The organism is Streptomyces noursei (assembly GCF_016917755.1).
GTDB lineage: Bacteria > Actinomycetota > Actinomycetes > Streptomycetales > Streptomycetaceae > Streptomyces > Streptomyces yunnanensis.
Map to the genome: position 1 here is coordinate 1,466,259 of NZ_CP070326.1, position 16,688 is coordinate 1,482,946.

General features: G+C 71.9%; 16 protein-coding genes and 1 pseudogene. 11 read left to right on the forward strand and 6 right to left on the reverse strand.

What is annotated here, in order from left to right; genetic code table 11:
* Positions 1–2: 2 nt before the first annotated feature.
* Positions 3–1,664 (forward strand): amidase, encoded by a 1,662-nt coding sequence (locus tag JNO44_RS06290; RefSeq protein ID WP_205362132.1) that lies wholly within the window; start codon positions 3–5, stop codon positions 1,662–1,664.
* 21 nt (positions 1,665–1,685) lie between these two features.
* On the opposite strand, the gene JNO44_RS06295 is transcribed toward JNO44_RS06290, so the two are convergent.
* Complete coding sequence (locus JNO44_RS06295) at positions 1,686–2,651, reverse strand: hypothetical protein (RefSeq protein WP_205362134.1); 966 nt, start codon at positions 2,649–2,651, stop codon at positions 1,686–1,688.
* Between the two features lie 97 nt (positions 2,652–2,748).
* Complete coding sequence (locus JNO44_RS06300; protein WP_240167450.1) at positions 2,749–3,303, reverse strand: GNAT family N-acetyltransferase; 555 nt, start codon at positions 3,301–3,303, stop codon at positions 2,749–2,751.
* A gap of 77 nt (positions 3,304–3,380) precedes the next feature.
* Between JNO44_RS06300 and JNO44_RS06305 the strand changes: the two genes are divergently transcribed.
* Entirely contained in the window at positions 3,381–4,070 is a 690-nt protein-coding gene (locus tag JNO44_RS06305; protein WP_205362137.1) for a TetR/AcrR family transcriptional regulator, read from the forward strand.
* On the opposite strand, the gene JNO44_RS06310 is transcribed toward JNO44_RS06305, so the two are convergent.
* A complete protein-coding gene (locus JNO44_RS06310) occupies positions 4,006–4,908 on the reverse strand; it encodes a helix-turn-helix domain-containing GNAT family N-acetyltransferase (protein ID WP_205362139.1) in 903 nt (300 codons plus the stop codon). The genes JNO44_RS06305 and JNO44_RS06310 overlap by 65 nt on opposite strands.
* 101 nt (positions 4,909–5,009) lie before the next feature.
* Here JNO44_RS06310 and JNO44_RS06315 point away from each other — a divergent pair, with 101 nt between their 5' ends.
* Together JNO44_RS06315 and JNO44_RS06320 are read left to right on the forward strand one after the other, a co-directional pair.
* Positions 5,010–5,435, forward strand: coding sequence for a GNAT family N-acetyltransferase (locus tag JNO44_RS06315; RefSeq protein WP_240167451.1), 426 nt, complete (start codon positions 5,010–5,012; stop codon positions 5,433–5,435).
* 274 nt (positions 5,436–5,709) lie between these two features.
* The gene (locus JNO44_RS06320; protein WP_205362142.1) at positions 5,710–6,333 is read left to right on the forward strand and encodes a TetR/AcrR family transcriptional regulator; all 624 of its coding nucleotides are present in this window, start codon (positions 5,710–5,712) and stop codon (positions 6,331–6,333) included.
* 82 nt (positions 6,334–6,415) lie between these two features.
* Here the strand turns inward: JNO44_RS06320 and JNO44_RS06325 are convergent.
* Positions 6,416–7,414, reverse strand: a pseudogene (locus JNO44_RS06325) (extracellular catalytic domain type 1 short-chain-length polyhydroxyalkanoate depolymerase); the annotation flags it as partial.
* A gap of 405 nt (positions 7,415–7,819) precedes the next feature.
* Here JNO44_RS06325 and JNO44_RS06330 point away from each other — a divergent pair.
* Positions 7,820–8,647 (forward strand): 3-hydroxybutyrate dehydrogenase, encoded by an 828-nt coding sequence (locus JNO44_RS06330; protein WP_205362146.1) that lies wholly within the window; start codon positions 7,820–7,822, stop codon positions 8,645–8,647.
* Positions 8,648–8,933: 286 nt separating this feature from the next.
* Here JNO44_RS06330 and JNO44_RS06335 read toward each other — a convergent pair whose 3' ends face one another.
* The gene (locus tag JNO44_RS06335; protein ID WP_067355220.1) at positions 8,934–9,410 is read right to left on the reverse strand and encodes a (2Fe-2S)-binding protein; all 477 of its coding nucleotides are present in this window, start codon (positions 9,408–9,410) and stop codon (positions 8,934–8,936) included.
* Between the two features lie 81 nt (positions 9,411–9,491).
* Here JNO44_RS06335 and JNO44_RS06340 point away from each other — a divergent pair, with 81 nt between their 5' ends.
* Together JNO44_RS06340 and JNO44_RS06345 are read left to right on the forward strand one after the other, a co-directional pair.
* A complete protein-coding gene (locus tag JNO44_RS06340) occupies positions 9,492–10,010 on the forward strand; it encodes a helix-turn-helix domain-containing protein (RefSeq protein WP_205360206.1) in 519 nt (172 codons plus the stop codon).
* Positions 9,974–10,603: a transposase gene (locus tag JNO44_RS06345; RefSeq protein WP_205360203.1), complete on the forward strand. Its 630-nt coding sequence runs from the start codon at positions 9,974–9,976 to the stop codon at positions 10,601–10,603. The genes JNO44_RS06340 and JNO44_RS06345 overlap by 37 nt, the downstream gene beginning before the upstream one ends.
* Here the strand turns inward: JNO44_RS06345 and JNO44_RS06350 are convergent.
* The gene (locus JNO44_RS06350; RefSeq protein WP_205362148.1) at positions 10,600–12,969 is read right to left on the reverse strand and encodes a molybdopterin cofactor-binding domain-containing protein; all 2,370 of its coding nucleotides are present in this window, start codon (positions 12,967–12,969) and stop codon (positions 10,600–10,602) included. The genes JNO44_RS06345 and JNO44_RS06350 overlap by 4 nt on opposite strands.
* 293 nt (positions 12,970–13,262) lie before the next feature.
* On the opposite strand from JNO44_RS06350, the gene JNO44_RS06355 reads away from it, so the two are divergent.
* The 4 genes from JNO44_RS06355 (at position 13,263) to JNO44_RS06370 (ending at position 16,563) form a co-directional block, all read left to right on the forward strand.
* A complete protein-coding gene (locus JNO44_RS06355) occupies positions 13,263–13,700 on the forward strand; it encodes a spore-associated protein A (protein WP_235092485.1) in 438 nt (145 codons plus the stop codon).
* Between the two features lie 129 nt (positions 13,701–13,829).
* Positions 13,830–15,023, forward strand: coding sequence for a serine hydrolase domain-containing protein (locus tag JNO44_RS06360; protein ID WP_240167452.1), 1,194 nt, complete (start codon positions 13,830–13,832; stop codon positions 15,021–15,023).
* Between the two features lie 397 nt (positions 15,024–15,420).
* A complete protein-coding gene (locus tag JNO44_RS06365) occupies positions 15,421–15,609 on the forward strand; it encodes a WHG domain-containing protein (RefSeq protein ID WP_205362152.1) in 189 nt (62 codons plus the stop codon).
* A 273-nt stretch (positions 15,610–15,882) separates the two neighbouring features.
* Positions 15,883–16,563 (forward strand): hypothetical protein, encoded by a 681-nt coding sequence (locus JNO44_RS06370; RefSeq protein WP_205362154.1) that lies wholly within the window; start codon positions 15,883–15,885, stop codon positions 16,561–16,563.
* The last annotated feature ends 125 nt before the right edge of the window (positions 16,564–16,688 follow it).

A 16,688-nucleotide genomic window follows, 5' to 3' on the forward strand; every position in this document is an offset into this window, starting at 1 on the left:
GCATGAGGAAGCGGAGCATTGCCACGCTGGCCGCCGTGTTGGTCGCCGGCGCCCTGTGCGCGGGCGCGCCGAATCCGCGCGCACAGGCGGCCGGTGGCGGCGCGGACGATCGGCGGACACCGGGAGGTTCGGCCACCGGCACGGGGGCGGCGGGCCCGGAGTCCACGCGTCGGGAGTCCGCGCGCCTGGGGGTCGATCTGGACACCGTGACGATTCCGGAACTACAGGCCCGTATGGCGGACGGGTCGCTGACCTCGTCGGCGCTGACCGCCGCCTATCTGCGCCGGATCGAGGCCGTCGATCCGAAGGTCAACGCGGTGCTGCGGACCGACCCGACAGCCCTGGAGCAGGCGGCGGCCAGCGACGCCCGACATCGCCGCGGCGCGGCCCGCGGCCCGCTCGACGGCATCCCCGTGCTGCTGAAGGACAACGTGGACACCCGTGACCTGCCCACGACGGCCGGGTCGCTGGCGCTGGCCGGCCGACCGCCGCAGCGCGACGCCGTCCTGGTGACCCGGCTGCGCGACGCGGGCGCGGTGCTCCTCGGCAAGACCAATCTGTCCGAGTGGGCGAACTTCCGTGCGACCGAGCCGACCTCGGGCTGGTCGGCGGTCGGCGGACAGACCCACAACCCCTATGTCCTGGACCGGAACCCGTGCGGGTCGTCCGCCGGTTCGGCCGCCGCGCTGGCCGCGTCCCTGGCGCAGGTGGCGATCGGCACCGAGACGGACGGCTCCATCGTGTGCGCGGCCGGGATGAACGGGGTGGTCGGCCACAAGCCCACCCTGGGACTGGTCAGTCAGGCCGGCGTGGTCCCGATCTCGGCCGAGCAGGACACCGCGGGGCCCATGGCACGCCATGTGGTCGACGCCGCGCTGACCCTGTCGGTGCTCAGCGGTGGCGACGCCCGGCGGCCGGGCGATGCCGCCGGCCTCCTCGGCTCCCCGGACGAACTGCGCCGCGCCGGCGGTCTGCGCGGCAAACGGATCGGCCTGTGGCGGCTGCCCGAGCTGGGACCGGCCGTGGACGCCGTCATGACCCGGACCGCGGCGAAGCTGCGCCGGGCGGGCGCCGAGGTCGTCGAGGTGACGCCCCCGTACCAGAAGCGCCTGGCGGAGCTCGAATTCCCCGCGCTGCTCTCCGAGTTCCACCGGGACATCGATGCCTATCTCACCACCCGCGACGGGCCGCAGGACCTCGCCGGGCTGATCGCGTTCAACCGCGCCCACCCGGCGGAGCGGACCTGCTTCGCCGGCCAGGAGCTGTTCGAGCGGGCGCTTGCCGCGCCGCCCACCACCGACCCGCAATACCGCGCCGCACGGGCCGAGTTGCGGGATCTCTCCCGGCGTTCGATCGACGAGACCATGGCCGCCCATCGGCTGGACGCGATCGCCGCGCCGACGAATCCGCCGGCCTGGACGACCGACTGTGCGCGGGGCGACAACGACGTCGTCCCGTCCTCGACCCCCGCGGCCGTGGCCGGCTACCCCTCACTGTCGGTGCCCGCCGGGTTCGTGCACGAACTGCCGGTGGGCCTGCTCCTGATGGCCGGTGGCCACCAGGACGGCCGGCTCCTGGCGCTGGGGGCCGCGGTGGAGCACCGGCTGCACGCCTGGCGGGCGCCACGCTATCTGCCGACGGTGGGCGACGGCACCGTCCGCTGAACGCCCCGCCGGCGACAGGCCCTAACGCCTCGCCGCCCCGGCGCGCTCCTCCTCCGTGACCGCGCACAGCTCCGCGGGCAGCCCCGTACGGAACACGTCCTCCTCCAACAGTCCGACCCAGGAAGGCCGGTGGCGCGGGGCCCGCTGAGTCCTCTCGCGCCGCACGGTCTCCGGCCAGGCATCGGAGATGCCCGCCGTCCCCCGCCACCAGCCGGGGAGTTGGTCGTAGGCACGCTCGACGCCGACACCGTCATCGGTGACCGACACCCGCACGTACAGCCACCGCCCCGCGCCCACACCCTCCGCCGCCGCCACGTCGTCCCCGGCGGGCAGCGCACGGGCGCTCTCCGCCGACGCCCGCATCGCCACCGCGAGGGCGGCCGCCAGGTGCTCCGGCAGCCAGCACGGCACCCGCCGGCCGGCCGGCTCGCCGCGGCCGGCCGGCAACTCGACAGGAGGGGCGGCGGCTTCGCGCACGGCCCGGGCCGCCTGCGCCTCCTTGCGCTGTACTTCCGCAGCCGCCGTCCCGTCCGCCCGGAGCGCCGCCAACACCTCCCGCACCTCGCCGTCGTCCGCGGGAACCATGGTGGACGCCCCGTCGTCGCCCAGGGCCGCCGGATACGGCGCCCGCCGCCAGACACCGTCCGCCCACCACAGGACGAAGCCGATGGCCTCCTCCCCGTGGACCACGGGCGTCAGATGGTCCCAGGGCAGCCACGCCGGGCCGCCGGCGAGCAGGTCCATGGGCGGGGAGCAGCCCACGGTGTCGCTGTAGTCGTTGTCGATGCCGTAGAGCACCGCCCGGCCACCGGCCACCCGGGTCAGCGCCCACCAGCCGTTGCCCACGTCCTCGGAGCGCAGCACGGCCCCCTCGACGCGGTAGTTGTGCACCGGCAGCGGATGCTCGGCGCTCCACCGGGCCAGCGTGGCGGCGTGCGCCCACAGCTCCTCGGGAGCGGGCAGTTCGGCAGCGGGTCGGTCGGCCATGGGGAGGGGCTCCAGGCACGGTGGCGGCGTCGTGTACGGGGTCATGAAGACTGCGGCGCCGCCCCGCCGTTCGCCGACGGAGCGACGGGCGGGCGCCTCAGCCCGTCCACTCGTCCGCGAGGACCGACCAGACCTCGGTGTCGTGCCGGACTCCCCCGTACGGGAACTGGCTGCGCAGCACGCCGTCGCGGCGCATGCCCAGGCGGCGGGCCGCTTCGACGCTGCGCTTGTTGGCCGGACTGGTACGCCATTCCACGCGGCTCATCCCGCGCTCGCGGAACGCCCAGTCGATCAGGATCCGGCTCGCCCGATGCACCAGTCCGCGGCCTTCGCCGGCCGCTTCCAACCAGCAACCGATCTCGCAGACCCCCAGCGCGGCATCGAACTGCGTGAACATCACGCCGCCGACCAGCACGCCCTCCAGCCAGATGCCGTAGATCCGCGCACCGTCCTTGGCCTGGCCGTCGGCGTAGCCCTGAAGGACGTTGATCGCGGACGCCAGGTCCGTGCTCCGCGTCGCCCACGGGATCCAGGGGTCCACGGTGGGCCGGGCGCGATCGATGTGGTCGAGGAACTCCTGTGCCTGCCAGGGCTCCAAGGGCCGCAGCTCGGCGCTGTCATCAAGCGGCAAGGCGAACACGGGGTCCTCCATCGGTCGATCGCTCCGCCAGCGCGCCGGCCGGCGGACGAAGGTGCATAACAAGCGTTCGGTACGTATTCTAGATGCTTATGCCTCCCGCTCCCGTCGATCACGAATCCCGCCGCGAGGACGTCTCCCAGGCGGTGTGGCGGGTGCTAGCCGCCAAGGGGTTCGGCGGCCTGACCCTGCGCGCCGTGGCGGCCGAGATGGACGTCTCCACCGGCCTGCTGATGCACTACTTCCCCACCAAGCGGGCCCTGGTCGTCCATGCCCTGGAACTCCTGGAGAAGAGCAGCGCGAAGCGCCCCCGACGGGCCCGCCCGCGCGAGGGGCTCGCCGCGCTCCGCGCCGTCCTGCTGGACTTCCTGCCGATCGGCCGGGAGAACACCGACCGCAACCGGATCTGGGTCAGCTCCTGGGACCTGGCCCTCGCCGACCAGGGGCTCCACGCCGACCAGGCGGAACGCTACGTCCGCATCCGCGCGGCGGTCCGCCCCCACCTGGAAGCCGCCGTGGCGCTCGGCGAACTCCCCACCACGGCCGATCTCGACCAACTCGCCACCATGGCCGTCGCCTTCGTCCACGGCTTGGTGGTCCAGGCGCTGTTCGACCCGAAGCGCTTTCCCCCGAAGGCGCAGGCCGCGACGGTGGACCGTTTCCTCGACGCGCTGCGCACCTCAGATGCGGCCGACTCCGAGCATCCGCCCGCCCTCCTCACACGGACGGCGACCCGGCGATCCGCTTCTCGAACCAGTGGTGGGCGTAGCGCTCCTGGTTGAACGCGGCGACCTCCTCGAAGCCGCAGGCGCGGTACAGGCCGATCGCGGCGGTCAGCGCCCGGTTGGTGTCGAGGCGCAGCCGGTCGCTGCCGTGTCGGGCGGCCCGTTCCTCCAGTTCGGCGAGGAACCGGCGGCCCAGGCCCAGGCCCCGGGCCTGGGGCGCGACCCACATGCGTTTGACCTCGGCGGGCGCGTCGGCCGGGAGCTTCAGACCGGCGCAACCGACGGGTTCGCCGTGCAGCCGGGCGACCAGCAACAGGCCGTGCGGAGGGCCGAGTTCGCCCGCGTCGGGCAGCAGGCTCCGTGCGGGGTCGAAGCCGGTCTCGAACCGCTCCTGCAGTTCGGTGAAGTAGGACCGCAGGCAGTACTGGGCGTCGGGGTGGTCCGGGGCGACGGTGTCCAGCGCGACCGTGGCGGCGGTCAGCAGGCGGTCGACGTCGGCCATGGCGGCGACCAGTCGGGCGCGCTGGTCGGCGTTGAGCGGCTCCAACAGGGAGCCGGCCAGCTCGTCGCTGCGGTGATCGAGCACGGCGCGCTCCGCGCGGCCCGCGTCGGTGAGGCGTGCGGTGCGCACCCGCCGGTCCTGGTGGTGCGGTTCCACCGTCACCAGGCCCTCCCGTTCCAGGGAGCGCAGCAGCCGGCTGACGTACCCGGAGTCGAGCCCCAGTCGCTCGCGCAGCCGGCGCACGTCCCGGCCCTGCTCGCCGATCTCCCAGAGCAGCCGGGCCTCGCCGACGGGCCGGTCCCGGCCCAGATACCGGTCGTGCAGCACGCCCACCCGCTCGGTGACGGCGCGGTTGAACCGCCGCACCTGCTCGATCTCCGTCGCATCAGCCATTCTCTGACTCTAGTCAGAGAATGGTGGAGGAGCGAAGGGACCGCATCCGGGATCGGGAATCCGCCTTGCCCCCGACGATCGACCCGGGCAAGGTCTCCCCCATGACGACGCTCTCCGTGCGCCCCCTGGGGGTCGAGGACTGGGCCCGCTATCGCACGCTCCGCCTGGCGGCGCTGGCCGATGCCCCGCAGGCGTTCGGCTCCACCCTGGAGCGGGAACAGGCATTCACCCAGGAGCGGTGGCGTGCGCGCCTGGCCCGCCGCGGTCAGTTCGTCGCCGAGGACGGGGACGAGGCATGCGGGCTGATCGGCGTCGTTCCGGAGGCTCCGGGCATCGCGCAGGTCGTGTCGATGTGGGTCCACCCCTCGGCGCGCGGGCGCGGGACCGCTGACCTTCTGCTGCTGACGGCGTTGCGGTGGGCACAGGACCACGGCTTTTCGCGGGTGGAGCTGTGGGTGACGGAGGGCAACACAGCCGCGGAACGGCTCTATGCCCGCCACGGCTTCCAACGGACCGGGCGGGTATAGCCGGTGCGGGAAGGGGAGCCCCGGAGGGAGTTCAGGATGGCGCGCTCCGGGCCCGCCGGGGACGACCGCGCCGGGACCGCGACGGGCTGACCGCCCGGCCACCGGGGCGTGGGAGCGGCCGAACGACCGCCGACCGGGGAGCCGTTGCCCCAGGGCGCGCCGATAGCGGACAAGAGCCGCCGATACGACGCATCGCCCGAAGGGTGCGCGGCGACGGTTGTACCATGTCAGCCGCACGGGAAAGCTCGCCGAGAGGCCCGCACGGAAACCGACGATGCCGAAACAGGTGGATCATCGCGAACGCCGCGAAGCGATCGCCCGAGCACTGTGGCGGGTGGTCGAGCAACGCGGCGTCGCCCAGCTCTCGCTGCGCGAGGTCGCGCGCGAGGCGGGGATGTCCCACGGCCAGTTGCAGCACTACTTCGCCAGCCGCGAGGCGATGCTCACCTTCGCGATGGACTTCGCCGCCGAGCAGACCACGCGGCGCGTCGATCGGCGCCTGGCGGAGCTCGGCGACCGTCCGCACCCCCGCGACGTGCTGCGGGTGATGCTCACGGAGCTGCTCCCGCTGCACGCCGACGCCCGCGCGACCAGCCGGATGAGCGCCGCGTTCGTCCTGGAGGCGCTGCACGACGAGAACATCCGCGCGCGGGCGCGGGACGGCATCACCCAAGGGCGCGCCGCCGTCGAGCAGTTGCTCCGCCGGGCCGTCGCCGACGGGTACGTCCGCCCCGACCGGGACCCGGTGGTCGAGACCCATCTGCTGCTCGCCCTCACCGGTTTCACCACCCTCCTCGAACTGCAGGTGATCGAGCCCCGGGACACCCTCACGGCCATCGATCAGCATCTGGACCGACTCTTCGTCGAGGACGCCGAGGACGATCACGGCGCCGGATGACGGGGCGGTCCGCGCCCGCCACAGCGGCACCGGCTGCCACGCCGCCACCGCCGCGTCGCACCGCACCATCCCCGGCTCAGCCCAGGCCGAAGAACTGCGCCGTGTAGGAGCTGGAGCAGATCGCGTCGAGGTAGTAGGTGCCGGTGGTGCCGCACTGGTCGGCGCCGGATCCGGGAGCGACGGGGAGGCCGTGGCCCATTCCGGAGATCGTGTAGACCCGGACTGCGGCCCGGCCGCCGGCGTCGTCGTAGCTGGTCTCGGTGGTGCCGCCGGGGAGGCTGCGGGTGCTCGACGGTGTCTGGCCGATGCCCCAGACATCGGTCCACTGGTCCCTCAGCTCGGTGGCGTTCACCGGACGGACGGTGAAGTCGGCGGTGCCCTGCCAGATCGCGACGCGCGGCCAGGGGCCGGCGTAGCCGGGGTGGGCGCTGCGGACCTTGTCGCCCCACTGGGCGGGGGTGAGGTTCTGTGCGCCGAGCTGGCAGCCGGATGCCTGGACTTGACTGGTCGCACAGTGGGCGGGCAGTCCGGCGTCGATCGAACCGCCGGCGAAGACGTCGGGGTAGTCGGCCAGCAGGTCGGCGGTCATGCCCCCACCCGCGGACAGGCCGGTGACGAAGACGCGGTGGGGGTCCGAGCCGAACTGCGCCACGGCGTGGCGGACCATCTGGACGACGGACGCCGCCTCGCCGTTGCCCCGGGTGTCCTTGGTCGAGTCGAACCAACTGAAGCACGAGAGCGGGTTGTTGACCGCGCCGGTCTGCGGGAGGACCAGCGCGAAGCCGTACCGGTCGGCGTACTTGGGCCAGCCGGAGTGCGCATAGTAGTCGTCGGCGCTCTGGGTGCAGCCGTGCAGGGCGACGACGAGGGGCGCGCCCGGCGGTAAGGCGGCCGGCACGTACTGGTACATCTCCAGGTTGCCGGGGTTGGGTCCGAAGTCGGGGACGCGCTGGAGTCCGCCGGCCGCGGCCGCCGCGGGCGGGACGGTCGGGGCGAGGAGGCCCAGGCACGCGGCGAGGACACCGAGTACGACGGCGACCCTGAGGCGGGCGAGGTGACTGCGGGGCGTGGACAGTTGCATAGGGAGCTCCCGGATTTGCGGACGGCGGATTTGCGGACGGCGGATCTGAAGGGGACGGATCTGAGCGGGCGGACCTGTAGGGGGGCGGCGCGCCGTTCGACATCCCGCCATCCCGCCCGTGTCCCGTCGTGCGGGATGCCTGTGTGGGCGCCGCTTCGCCTGCTGGTGCCGGACGTTACGGGGCGAGGTGGCGGGCGGGTAGGGGTGGTGGGCACATGGGGGCACCGGGGCCTGTGGCGGCGACAGCCATTGCGGCGCCGGACCACTCGCGCCGGGGGTGGCACGCCCCGGCGGCCGCCCGGCCCGCCATCTCCCCGGAGATGGCGGCGAACGCCACCTCGCCGCGGGCGAATGTGTGGGGTGGCCCCATGTGCCGACCGCCGTACCGTTCCTATCGTTGCGGCCATGCACACCAGTCACCGCCCCGGCGAGGGGCCGTACGCGGCGGGCGTGGCGCGCGACGCCGCCGATCAGGGAGCGCCCGGCGCCGGATGCCTGGCCGGGCGGACCGCCATGGTCACCGGGGCCGCCGGCGGCATCGGTCGGGCCTGCGCGCTGGCGCTCTCCGCCGAGGGGGCCTTCGTCCACGTGGTGGACCGCTCCCGGGCGGCGGCCCAGCAGCTCGCCGAGGAGGTCGGCGGCGCCGCGCACATCGTCGACCTGTCTGTCCCGGACGCGGTGGACACGCTTCCCGACGACGCGGACGTACTGGTCAACAACGCCGGGCTGCAGCACGTCGCCCCCCTCCAGTCCTTCCCGCCGGAGCTCTTCGCGTTGATGCAGCGGGTGATGGTGGAGGCCCCGTTCCGCCTCCTGCACCGCACCCTGCCGCGGATGTACGAGCGCGGGTGGGGGCGGGTGGTCAACATCTCCTCCGTCCACGGGCTGCGTGCCAGTCCCTACAAGTCGGCCTATGTGACGGCCAAGCACGCGCTTGAGGGGCTGAGCAAGGTCGTCGCCCTGGAAGCCGCCGCACACGGCGTGACCAGCAACTGCGTCAGCCCCGGCTATGTGCGTACGCCGTTGGTCGAGGAGCAGATCGCCGCCCAGGCCCGCGCCCACGGGATACCGGAGGACGAGGTGGTCTCGCGCGTGATGCTGGAGCGCACGGCCCTCAAGCGCCTGATCGAGCCGGAAGAGGTGGCCCGGGCCGTGGTGTGGCTGTGCACCCCGCACGCGGACGGCATCACCGGCATCTCCCTCCCCCTCGACGGGGGTTGGACCATCCGCTGACCCCTCCTGGAGCGGGGGCCGGGCCGCCGGCTGACGGCGGGCGAGCGGTGTACACGGGCGCTCCGCGAGGTGGCGGGTCGCCGCGGTGAACGGGCCTCGCGGCGGTCGGCGTCAGCACCGTGGCGCGCGGCTTCCTGCTGGGGACGGCCCCCATCTTCCCGGTCGCCATCTGGGGCCGCACCTGCCTGCCTGGAGCTGCCGGCCACCGCGGCGCTGGTGGCGATCGGCCTGCTGCCTGGCCGCATAGGCGCGCACCCGGTCCGCTGCCCGATCGCCCGGCGAGGCCCTAGAAGTGCTTCGCGCCCTCCACGATGGCCTCGCGGATGCGGTGGTAGGTGCCGCAGCGGCAGACGTTGCGGATCTCGTCCAGGTCGGCCTCGGTGATCTCGCGGCCGGTGGCGCGGGCCTGCTTGACCTTGGCGACGGCGGCCATGATCTGGCCCGGCTGGCAGTAGCCGCACTGGGCGACGTCGTACTCCAGCCATGCCTCCTGCATGGGGTGCAGGTCCTTGCCGACGGTGGCCGGCAGTCCCTCGATGGTGGTGACCTCGTCGTCCGGTCGGACGTCCTTGAGCGGCACCGAACAGGGGTTGAACGCCTTGCCGTTGATGTGACTGGTGCATGCCTGGCAGACGCCGAGGCCGCAACCGTACTTCGGCCCGGTCACGCCCAGGACGTCGCGCAGCACCCACAGCAGCCGTACGTCGTCCTCGACGTCCACCGTGACGGGCTTGCCGTTGAGGATGAAGGTGTGTTGGGGCACGGTCGCTCCTTGCGCTACTAAGCGGTCTTGGTGAAGTGTGGTGCTGTTTGGGTATGTGCCATACCAGGAGGGGGGTTTGGAATGGCAGGACCGTTGTGGGTGGAGCTCTCGTCGGAGGATGAGGCGGAGTTGGGGCGGCGGTTGAGGGCTCGGGACTTGCCGGTGAATGAGCGGGTGCGGTTGGAATGCGTGCGGCTGTCGGCCCAGGGCCGCAACGCTCCCGAGATCGCGTCCATTGTCGACCGGCATGTGGTCACCGTGCGCAAAGCTCTGCGCCGGTTCCTTGACGGAAGTTTCGAGGCCCTGGCCGACGCGCCCCGGTCGGGCCGGCCGCCACGGTGGACGCGCGAGGACCTGGACGCGCTGGAGGCGATGCTGGATACCGCGGCGGCTGAGGGGACCACGTGGACGCTGCCCGCTTTGGCGGAGTGGCTGCGCCGAGAGCGTGGGGTAAATGTCGATTCTTCCTGGCTGTCGGTGCTGCTGCACCGGGACGGTTTCCGCTGGAAACGTACCCGCGACAGTCTGCGGCACAAGGCCGGCCCGGCCCTCCAGGCCGCCGCGTGGGAGCGGCTGGAGGGCCTACGGCTGTACGGCTGAGGGCCGAAGCCGGTACCGAGGATCTGTACTACCTGGACGAGTCCGGGTTCTCTCCGACCCTGCCCACCGGTTTCACCTGGGCCCGCACCGGTGTCCGCGCTGTCGTCAAGCGGGAGGACACCAAGAACCGGCGGGTCAACGTCCTGGGAGCACTGAGCGAGAGCGGGCCAGGCCCCGAACTGGTGTGGAGGGCCGTCGACCACAAAATTGACGCTTCGATGGTTCTCGACTTCGTCTGCACGCACATCGCACGCCTGCCCAAAGGAACGGACAGTCTCACTGACCCGCCGCCTGGTTGGCGGCGGGTCAGACCGTGCACGATCGTCATGGACAACGCCCAGATCCACCACGCCAGACTCTTCAAGGGACGGCGTGAAGAACTGGAGGCCATCGGCGTCCACCTGTTCTACCTCCCACCGCGATCGCCGGAGCTGAACCTCATCGAGCGCATATGGCGCTCAGTGAAGTACCAGGACATGCCCGTCCGTGCCTACACCAGCACCACCGCACTACACACCGCCGTCGACCAGGCAATGACCCGACGGGCAACAGCACTGACACCAACCACAGAAGACTTGCTCAAGACCGCTTAGTAGGCGCGGTCCAGGCCGTCGGTCGGCGATTGCGGGATCGGGGGCACGGTCGGCAGCGGCTCGAAGCCGAGCGGACCGGAGTGGTTGATCGGGAACGTCGTCGGCATGGTGCCGGTGGCCGCGCCGTACGCGCAGGCGACCGCGGCCGAGGCGGCGCCGACCGCCAACTCCCCCGCACCGCCGGGCTTGCCGGTGGTCGGCGGCATGACCACGATCTCCAGTTCGGGCGGGGTGTTCCACTGCCGGGTGTAGAAGTAGTTGTCCCAGCTGCCCTCCAGGAACGCCCCGTCCTTGAGGTGCAGGCCCGAGCTGAGCGTGATCGCGATGCCGTCCATGATGCCGCCCATCATCTGGGCCTGGAGGCCCTTCGGGTTGACGGCGAGGCCGACGTCGACTGCGCAGACGACCTTGGTGACGCGCGGTCCGGTGTAGGCGTCGGGGACCTTCCGTCCGGTGGTCTCCGGCCGGCAGTCGATCTCGGCGAGCACGGCGACGACCCCGTGGTACTCGGGGTGCACGGCGATGCCCTGCGCCATGCCGGCCGGCAACTTCCGCCCCCAGCCGCCGAGTTCGGCTACCTTGTCCAGGACGGCCCTGGCCCGGTCGTTCTTGACCAGCTGCTGGCGGAAGCGCAGGCGGTCCTTGCCCATCTCGTCCGCGAGCCGGTCGATGATCAGCTCTTGCGCGCACCGGACGTTGGGCGAGTAGATGTTGCGCATGCTGCCGGTGTTGAAGCCCTTGTCCACCTCGTTGAGCAGTTGGGTGGTGAGCCCGAGGTCGTAGGGCGACTGCTGGGTGAGGGTGAAGATGGTCTCGGAGAAGGTGAGGTCACCCACTGGCAGCTTCGCGGCGGTCGCCGTGATGATCTCCCCGAGGCCGTGCCCGAAGTCGGTGGACACCGAGGTGTGACGCTGTTCATAGGTGAGCACCTTGCCCAGCGCGTACGACGCCCGTATGCGCGAGGTGGCCATCGGGTGCGTACGGCCCTGCCGGAACTCGTCGGTGCGGTGCCACATGAGCTTGACCGGCTTGCCCATCGCCTTGGAGATCTCGGCGGCTTCGAGGGCGGCGTCGAAGAACAGTTTGCGGCCGAACGAGCCGCCGCCCTCGGTGACATGCACCGTGACCGCGTGCGGCAACAGGCCCAGCTTCGCCGCGATCGCCCCCTGGGCGACGATCGGCGACTTGAGCGCCGCCCAGATCTCCGCCCGGTCCGCCCGCACGTCGGCCACCGCGCAGTTGGGTTCCAGCGCGCTGTTGCTGGCGAAGTGGAAGGTGAAGGAGCCCTCGACGGTCTTGGCGAGTGGCCCCAACTTCGGTACGGCAAGGGGGATTTCCGCCGCCTTCAGCTCACGCAGGACGGTCTCGTCCGAAGCCCGCTCCGCCGTCCCCGGACCCCAGAGGACCTTCAGCGCGCGCACCGCGTCGATGCACTGGCCGAAGGTCCGCGCACGGACCGCCACGCCCGTCGGGATGGTCGCGACATCGGTCACGCCCGGCATCGCCCGTACCGCGTCGAGGTTCTGCACGGACCGCACCGTGCCGTTGATCGTGGGCGGTCGGCACACCATGGTCGGCGCCGCGCCCGGCACGTGCAGGTCCATGGCGAACTGCTTGCGGCCGGTCACGCTCTCCAGTGCGTCCACGCGGTTGCGCGCGGTGCCGATGACCGAGAAGGCGGAGCGCGGCTTGAGGTCGGTGGCAACCCGTAGGGTCTTCAGGCTCGCGGCCTTCTCCGCCAGCGAACCATAGGTGGCACTCCGGCCGTTCGGGGCGGTGATCACCCCGGCCTTGCTGGTCAGCGTGGAGAGTTCGGCGCCGAGCTGCTCGGCCGCGGCCGCCAAAAGGCGCTTCCTGGCGATCGCGGCGGCGACGCGGATCGGCGTGTAGGTGGAGATGGTGGTGTTGGAGCCGCCGGTGAGCTGGTTGAAGAGCAGCTCCGGGCGCGCGTCGGCGAGGGTGACGCGGATCTTCTCCAGCGGCAGATCCAGCTCCTCGGCGATCAGCATCGCGGTGGACGTGGTGATGCCCTGGCCCACTTCGGCGCGCGGCAGCGCGAACGAGGCCGTGCCGTCGGCGTGCACGTGGATGGTGATGAGGCCGGACGTCGGCAGGGCCGCCGTCGTGAGCATGTCGTTGAGGTCGAACAGCTCGGTCACCTCGGGGAGCGAGCCGACCGCGGCCTGCGCCGGGGTGCTCCCGGCCACCGCGTCGCCCAGTTGCGCGGCGACCGCGAGGGTGGGTGCCGCCAGGACGTAGCCGAGGAACCTCCGGCGGCCGATCCCTGCGGGGGCGCGCGAGGCGTCCGGGTCCGCGGCGCCGGCCTCGTCGGGCTCCGGCGGCAGACGATCCTGAACGTCCATCATCTGTCCTCTCGTGGAGCATCGTTGATCGGCCTACCGGATGGTAGCGAAAGCGTGCTCACGACAAAACACGAGGGACGACACCTCCGTCCGCGCTGCCTGTGGCCGTGTCTGTCGTCGCACAGACACAGCACTCCGAGGGGCGGCGGAAACGCCCGGAGTCCGCCGTGCACCGCTTACCGGGTTCCGGCCAGCGTTGGCCGAATCGGCTCTGCCGTACCGCTCCGCGTCGCCTTAGCTTTGAGCCTTTGAAGATCGTCAGGAAGGCGAGTCGAAGAATGGCACTGGGCGACAGAATGAGACGGTTCTCCGCTTCCTCCGCGGGGCGTCGACTGGCAACGTTCGGCACGGTCGCGGGCATCGCCGCGGCATCGGTCATCGCGGTCCCGGGTACCGCCGACGCGGCGACGACGGGGGCCTACAACGGCGTCTGCGGCCCGGGTTTCGTGGTCATAGACTCCCTGCCCGTCGGAAACGAGGGCACGGTGTACCTCACGTACCAGAAGTCCTCCGGGAGCAACTGCGCGGTCAGCGTCCGCAAGGGAACGGGCGGGCCGATCGCCATGTCGGTCTCCCTCGCGCGCTCCGACGACCCCTCGACGCGGATCTCGGACGAGGGCGACTACACCACGTACGCCGGTCCGGTGTGGGTCAACGCCCGCGGGGCGTGCGTCGACTGGGGCGGCGTCGTCGGCGCCGGCTACAGCCACCGGGAGAACGACCACTGCGGCTGAGGGCCGCTGTCACACGGTGAGTTGACGCGCCATCAGGGGGTGGTGCCGGGCACCGCCCCCCTTCGTCCTCATCACCGAACGGGACGTCTCGCCCCGGGCACGGGGGCTCCGAGGCGCACCATGAGCGGCATGAACTCTATGAACGACATGAGCGGCGTCAACGGCATGGGTGGCATGGGTGGCATGAGTGGCATGAGCGGGCCGGGTGGTGCGGACGACGTGGTCGACGGGGACGCGGTGACGTCGCGGTACGACGGGGAGGTCCTGGAGCGGGGCGGCCGGCCCGGGGATGCCTGGGAGGGAGTCGACGCGGCGGCGCTGGCGCAGGCCGTGCGGGCGCAGGCGGGACGGCCGGTGCCCGGGATCGCGGACATGGCGTCGTATCTGACCGCCCAGGTGTCGGACGCCTCGCACCGTGAGGTCGTGGGCCCGCTGCGGGACGGGCGGGGGCCCGGCGGCGTCGTGGTGCGGCGCGGCACGGTCATCGCCGCGTGGGGCGATCCGACCCGCGCCGAGATGGCGTTCAGTGCCACCAAGAGCGTGCTGTCGCTGGTGGGCGGCGTCGCGTTCGACGACGGGAGGCTGCGCCTGGACGAGCCGGTCGTGGAGTCGGTGGACCTCCCCCAGTTCGCCGGCCCGCACGGACGCGCGATCACCTGGCGCCACCTCCTCGACCAGACCAGTCAGTGGGAGGGCGAGCTGTGGGGCAAGCCGACGTGGGCGGACGCGCAGAGCACCCGCGAGGGCACCGAGTCGGCGGGCGGGCCTCCCGGTGAGGGCTGGGCCTACAACGACGTCCGCGTGAACCTCACGGCGCTCGCGCTCACGGTCCTGTCCGGGCGCGCCCTTCCGGAGGTGCTGCGCGAGCGCGTCATGACGGCGATAGGCGCCGTTGGTGAGTGGTCCTGGCACGGCTACCGGAACTCGGTGGTCGACCTCGACGGCGCCCGGGTGCCGGTGGTCTCCGGCGGGGCGCACTGGGGCGGTGGCCTGTGGATCAGCGCCCTGGACCTGGCCCGCATCGGCCAGCTCTGTCTGCGCGGCGGGGAGTGGGACGGGCAACGGGTCCTCTCGCGCCGCTGGATCGAGGAACTGTGGACCCCCTGCGGGGTCAAGCCCAACTACGGCCTGTCCTGGTGGCTCAACGACAACCGCACCGTATGGCCCCGGGCTCCGCGCACGGGCCGCTGCGCCCGTGGCAACGGGGGCAACCATCTGCTGTGGGTGGACCCGGCGCGCGATCTGGTGATCGCCTCGCGCTGGGGCGCGGAGGTCGAGGACCTCCTGGTCGAGGTGTCGAAGGCGGTGGCCCCGCTGGCCTGATGGCCGCGTCCGGGCGCCTCGTCGACCGCACCCTGTGACGGGTCGGGGCGACACAGCGCTGGGGGTGCCCGGATTCGTCGCGCCCGAGCGGTGTGCGAGCCGGCCCGCGGCATCGGCGGCGGGCCGGCTCCCCGGCGCCTCCGCGGGGCGCCTTCCGCCGCCCGCCGCCGGACGGTGCGCAGGCCCGAACGGGCACAGTTCCGGGCAGGGTTTCTGCCCCCGTCGTTCGGCGCGGCGCACCATTGGACCTCGCCCACCGCTCGGCGTCGCTCAGCACACCGCTCACGGCGGGGCGCCATGTCGCCCTGGCGGAGGTGGAGTTCTTCCAACGGACCTGACACCGACGCGTCCCTGACGCTCCGGCACACCGACCCGGGCGTGTGCCGGCCAGGCCGCCGTGCCGCCCACCGAGGACCCGGTGGCCGCCGCCCGCGCCCGCTTCGGCGCCGTCGGCACCGGCTACGTCCACTTCGCCCAGCAGGAACCGGGCCTGTTCCGCACCGCCTTCCATGTGCCCGGCGACATGACCCACGCCGCCGACGACGCCGCCCGGCACGTCATCGACATGATCGAACGCGGGATCTGAACCCGACCACCGCCACGTACCAGGCTGGCCGCCCCAGCCCTCCGGAGCAGGGCAGGGCAGGGCAGGGCAACGGGAGCGTTTCATCGGCATTTCAGCGCTTTCCACGATGATCCAGATGTCACCGCCGAGAACCCCCGGGCAACAGACGCCGGAGGTGAGGCGGAAGGTACCCGGAGCAGAGAACGCACCGCGCCCTTGGGCGCCGTCGGGGAGGGGCGTAGCGCCGGCGGACGTTGTCGACCGACCGCTCAAGAGCCCGTACCGAGGTTGGATATGGCCCCTGAAGAAATCGCCGCCACGTTGAATGATTGGTCGTTGACGTTCGTCGGGGCCCCTTGTGGTGAGGTCGCCCGGATCCCCGAAGAATGGCGGCCGATCGTCTTTGCCGCCGGCCCGGAAGAACGTCGGCGGCTGGCCCTGTCACTGTGGAACCAGGGATTTCTCGATCTCGTCCCTGAATTCGCCGAGGTGCTGAACACGCACTGCGTCGATGTGCGCGTCGGTATCACCGACGACTCCCCCGTGCTGGTTTATGTCCTGGAGACGGAGGAACGGGAACTGGTTTCCTGGGTCGGCTACGATCCCGGCACTTTCGAGGAACCGGAATTCTGGGAGATTTTCCCGGAAGCAGTGCAGGTGTTCCTGCGCGAGGTTCATGCCGGGTTCGTCTCGCAGCGCAGGGAGGCGTTCGGCGTGGCACGGCCCGTCGACATGCGCACCGTCGTCGAGTTGGCGGGGCTCCCCGACGGCGAGCCCGACGGGGAGGGCCGAGCGCGCATCTCGGCGCGGCGCCTGCTGAAGATCACGACCGATGGCGACCGTCTGAAGTACTGCCTGTCCCCGGATCTCGCGGTGGGAGAGGTCGCGTTGGTCTACGGAGGGGCGATCGTCCCGAAGGACCTCGGTCAGGAATTGGACGATCTGCTGATCTCGCGCTTCGCCGAACCCTTCTGACCGGAAGACGGCGAACAAAAGACCGGGGAGCGGAGACCAGGGACGAGCAACGGGACACCGGTAAGCAAGGAATCAGGGAGGCGCGGACCGGAACCCCGGTGGTGTGCAGGTGTCCCGCCCCGCGC

What these genes read in the sequence shown, in the direction of transcription:
- JNO44_RS06290 (WP_205362132.1), top strand. Translation starts at nt 3, where the DNA reads ATGAGGAAGCGGAGCATTGCCACGCTGGCCGCCGTGTTGGTCGCCGGC.
- JNO44_RS06295 (WP_205362134.1), bottom strand. Translation starts at nt 2,651, where the DNA reads ATGGCCGACCGACCCGCTGCCGAACTGCCCGCTCCCGAGGAGCTGTGG.
- JNO44_RS06300 (WP_240167450.1), bottom strand. Translation starts at nt 3,303, where the DNA reads ATGGAGGACCCCGTGTTCGCCTTGCCGCTTGATGACAGCGCCGAGCTG.
- JNO44_RS06305 (WP_205362137.1), top strand. Translation starts at nt 3,381, where the DNA reads ATGCCTCCCGCTCCCGTCGATCACGAATCCCGCCGCGAGGACGTCTCC.
- JNO44_RS06310 (WP_205362139.1), bottom strand. Translation starts at nt 4,908, where the DNA reads ATGGCTGATGCGACGGAGATCGAGCAGGTGCGGCGGTTCAACCGCGCC.
- JNO44_RS06315 (WP_240167451.1), top strand. Translation starts at nt 5,010, where the DNA reads ATGACGACGCTCTCCGTGCGCCCCCTGGGGGTCGAGGACTGGGCCCGC.
- JNO44_RS06320 (WP_205362142.1), top strand. Translation starts at nt 5,710, where the DNA reads ATGCCGAAACAGGTGGATCATCGCGAACGCCGCGAAGCGATCGCCCGA.
- JNO44_RS06330 (WP_205362146.1), top strand. Translation starts at nt 7,820, where the DNA reads ATGCACACCAGTCACCGCCCCGGCGAGGGGCCGTACGCGGCGGGCGTG.
- JNO44_RS06340 (WP_205360206.1), top strand. Translation starts at nt 9,492, where the DNA reads ATGGCAGGACCGTTGTGGGTGGAGCTCTCGTCGGAGGATGAGGCGGAG.
- JNO44_RS06350 (WP_205362148.1), bottom strand. Translation starts at nt 12,969, where the DNA reads ATGATGGACGTTCAGGATCGTCTGCCGCCGGAGCCCGACGAGGCCGGC.
- JNO44_RS06355 (WP_235092485.1), top strand. Translation starts at nt 13,263, where the DNA reads ATGAGACGGTTCTCCGCTTCCTCCGCGGGGCGTCGACTGGCAACGTTC.
- JNO44_RS06360 (WP_240167452.1), top strand. Translation starts at nt 13,830, where the DNA reads ATGAACTCTATGAACGACATGAGCGGCGTCAACGGCATGGGTGGCATG.
- JNO44_RS06370 (WP_205362154.1), top strand. Translation starts at nt 15,883, where the DNA reads ATGGCCCCTGAAGAAATCGCCGCCACGTTGAATGATTGGTCGTTGACG.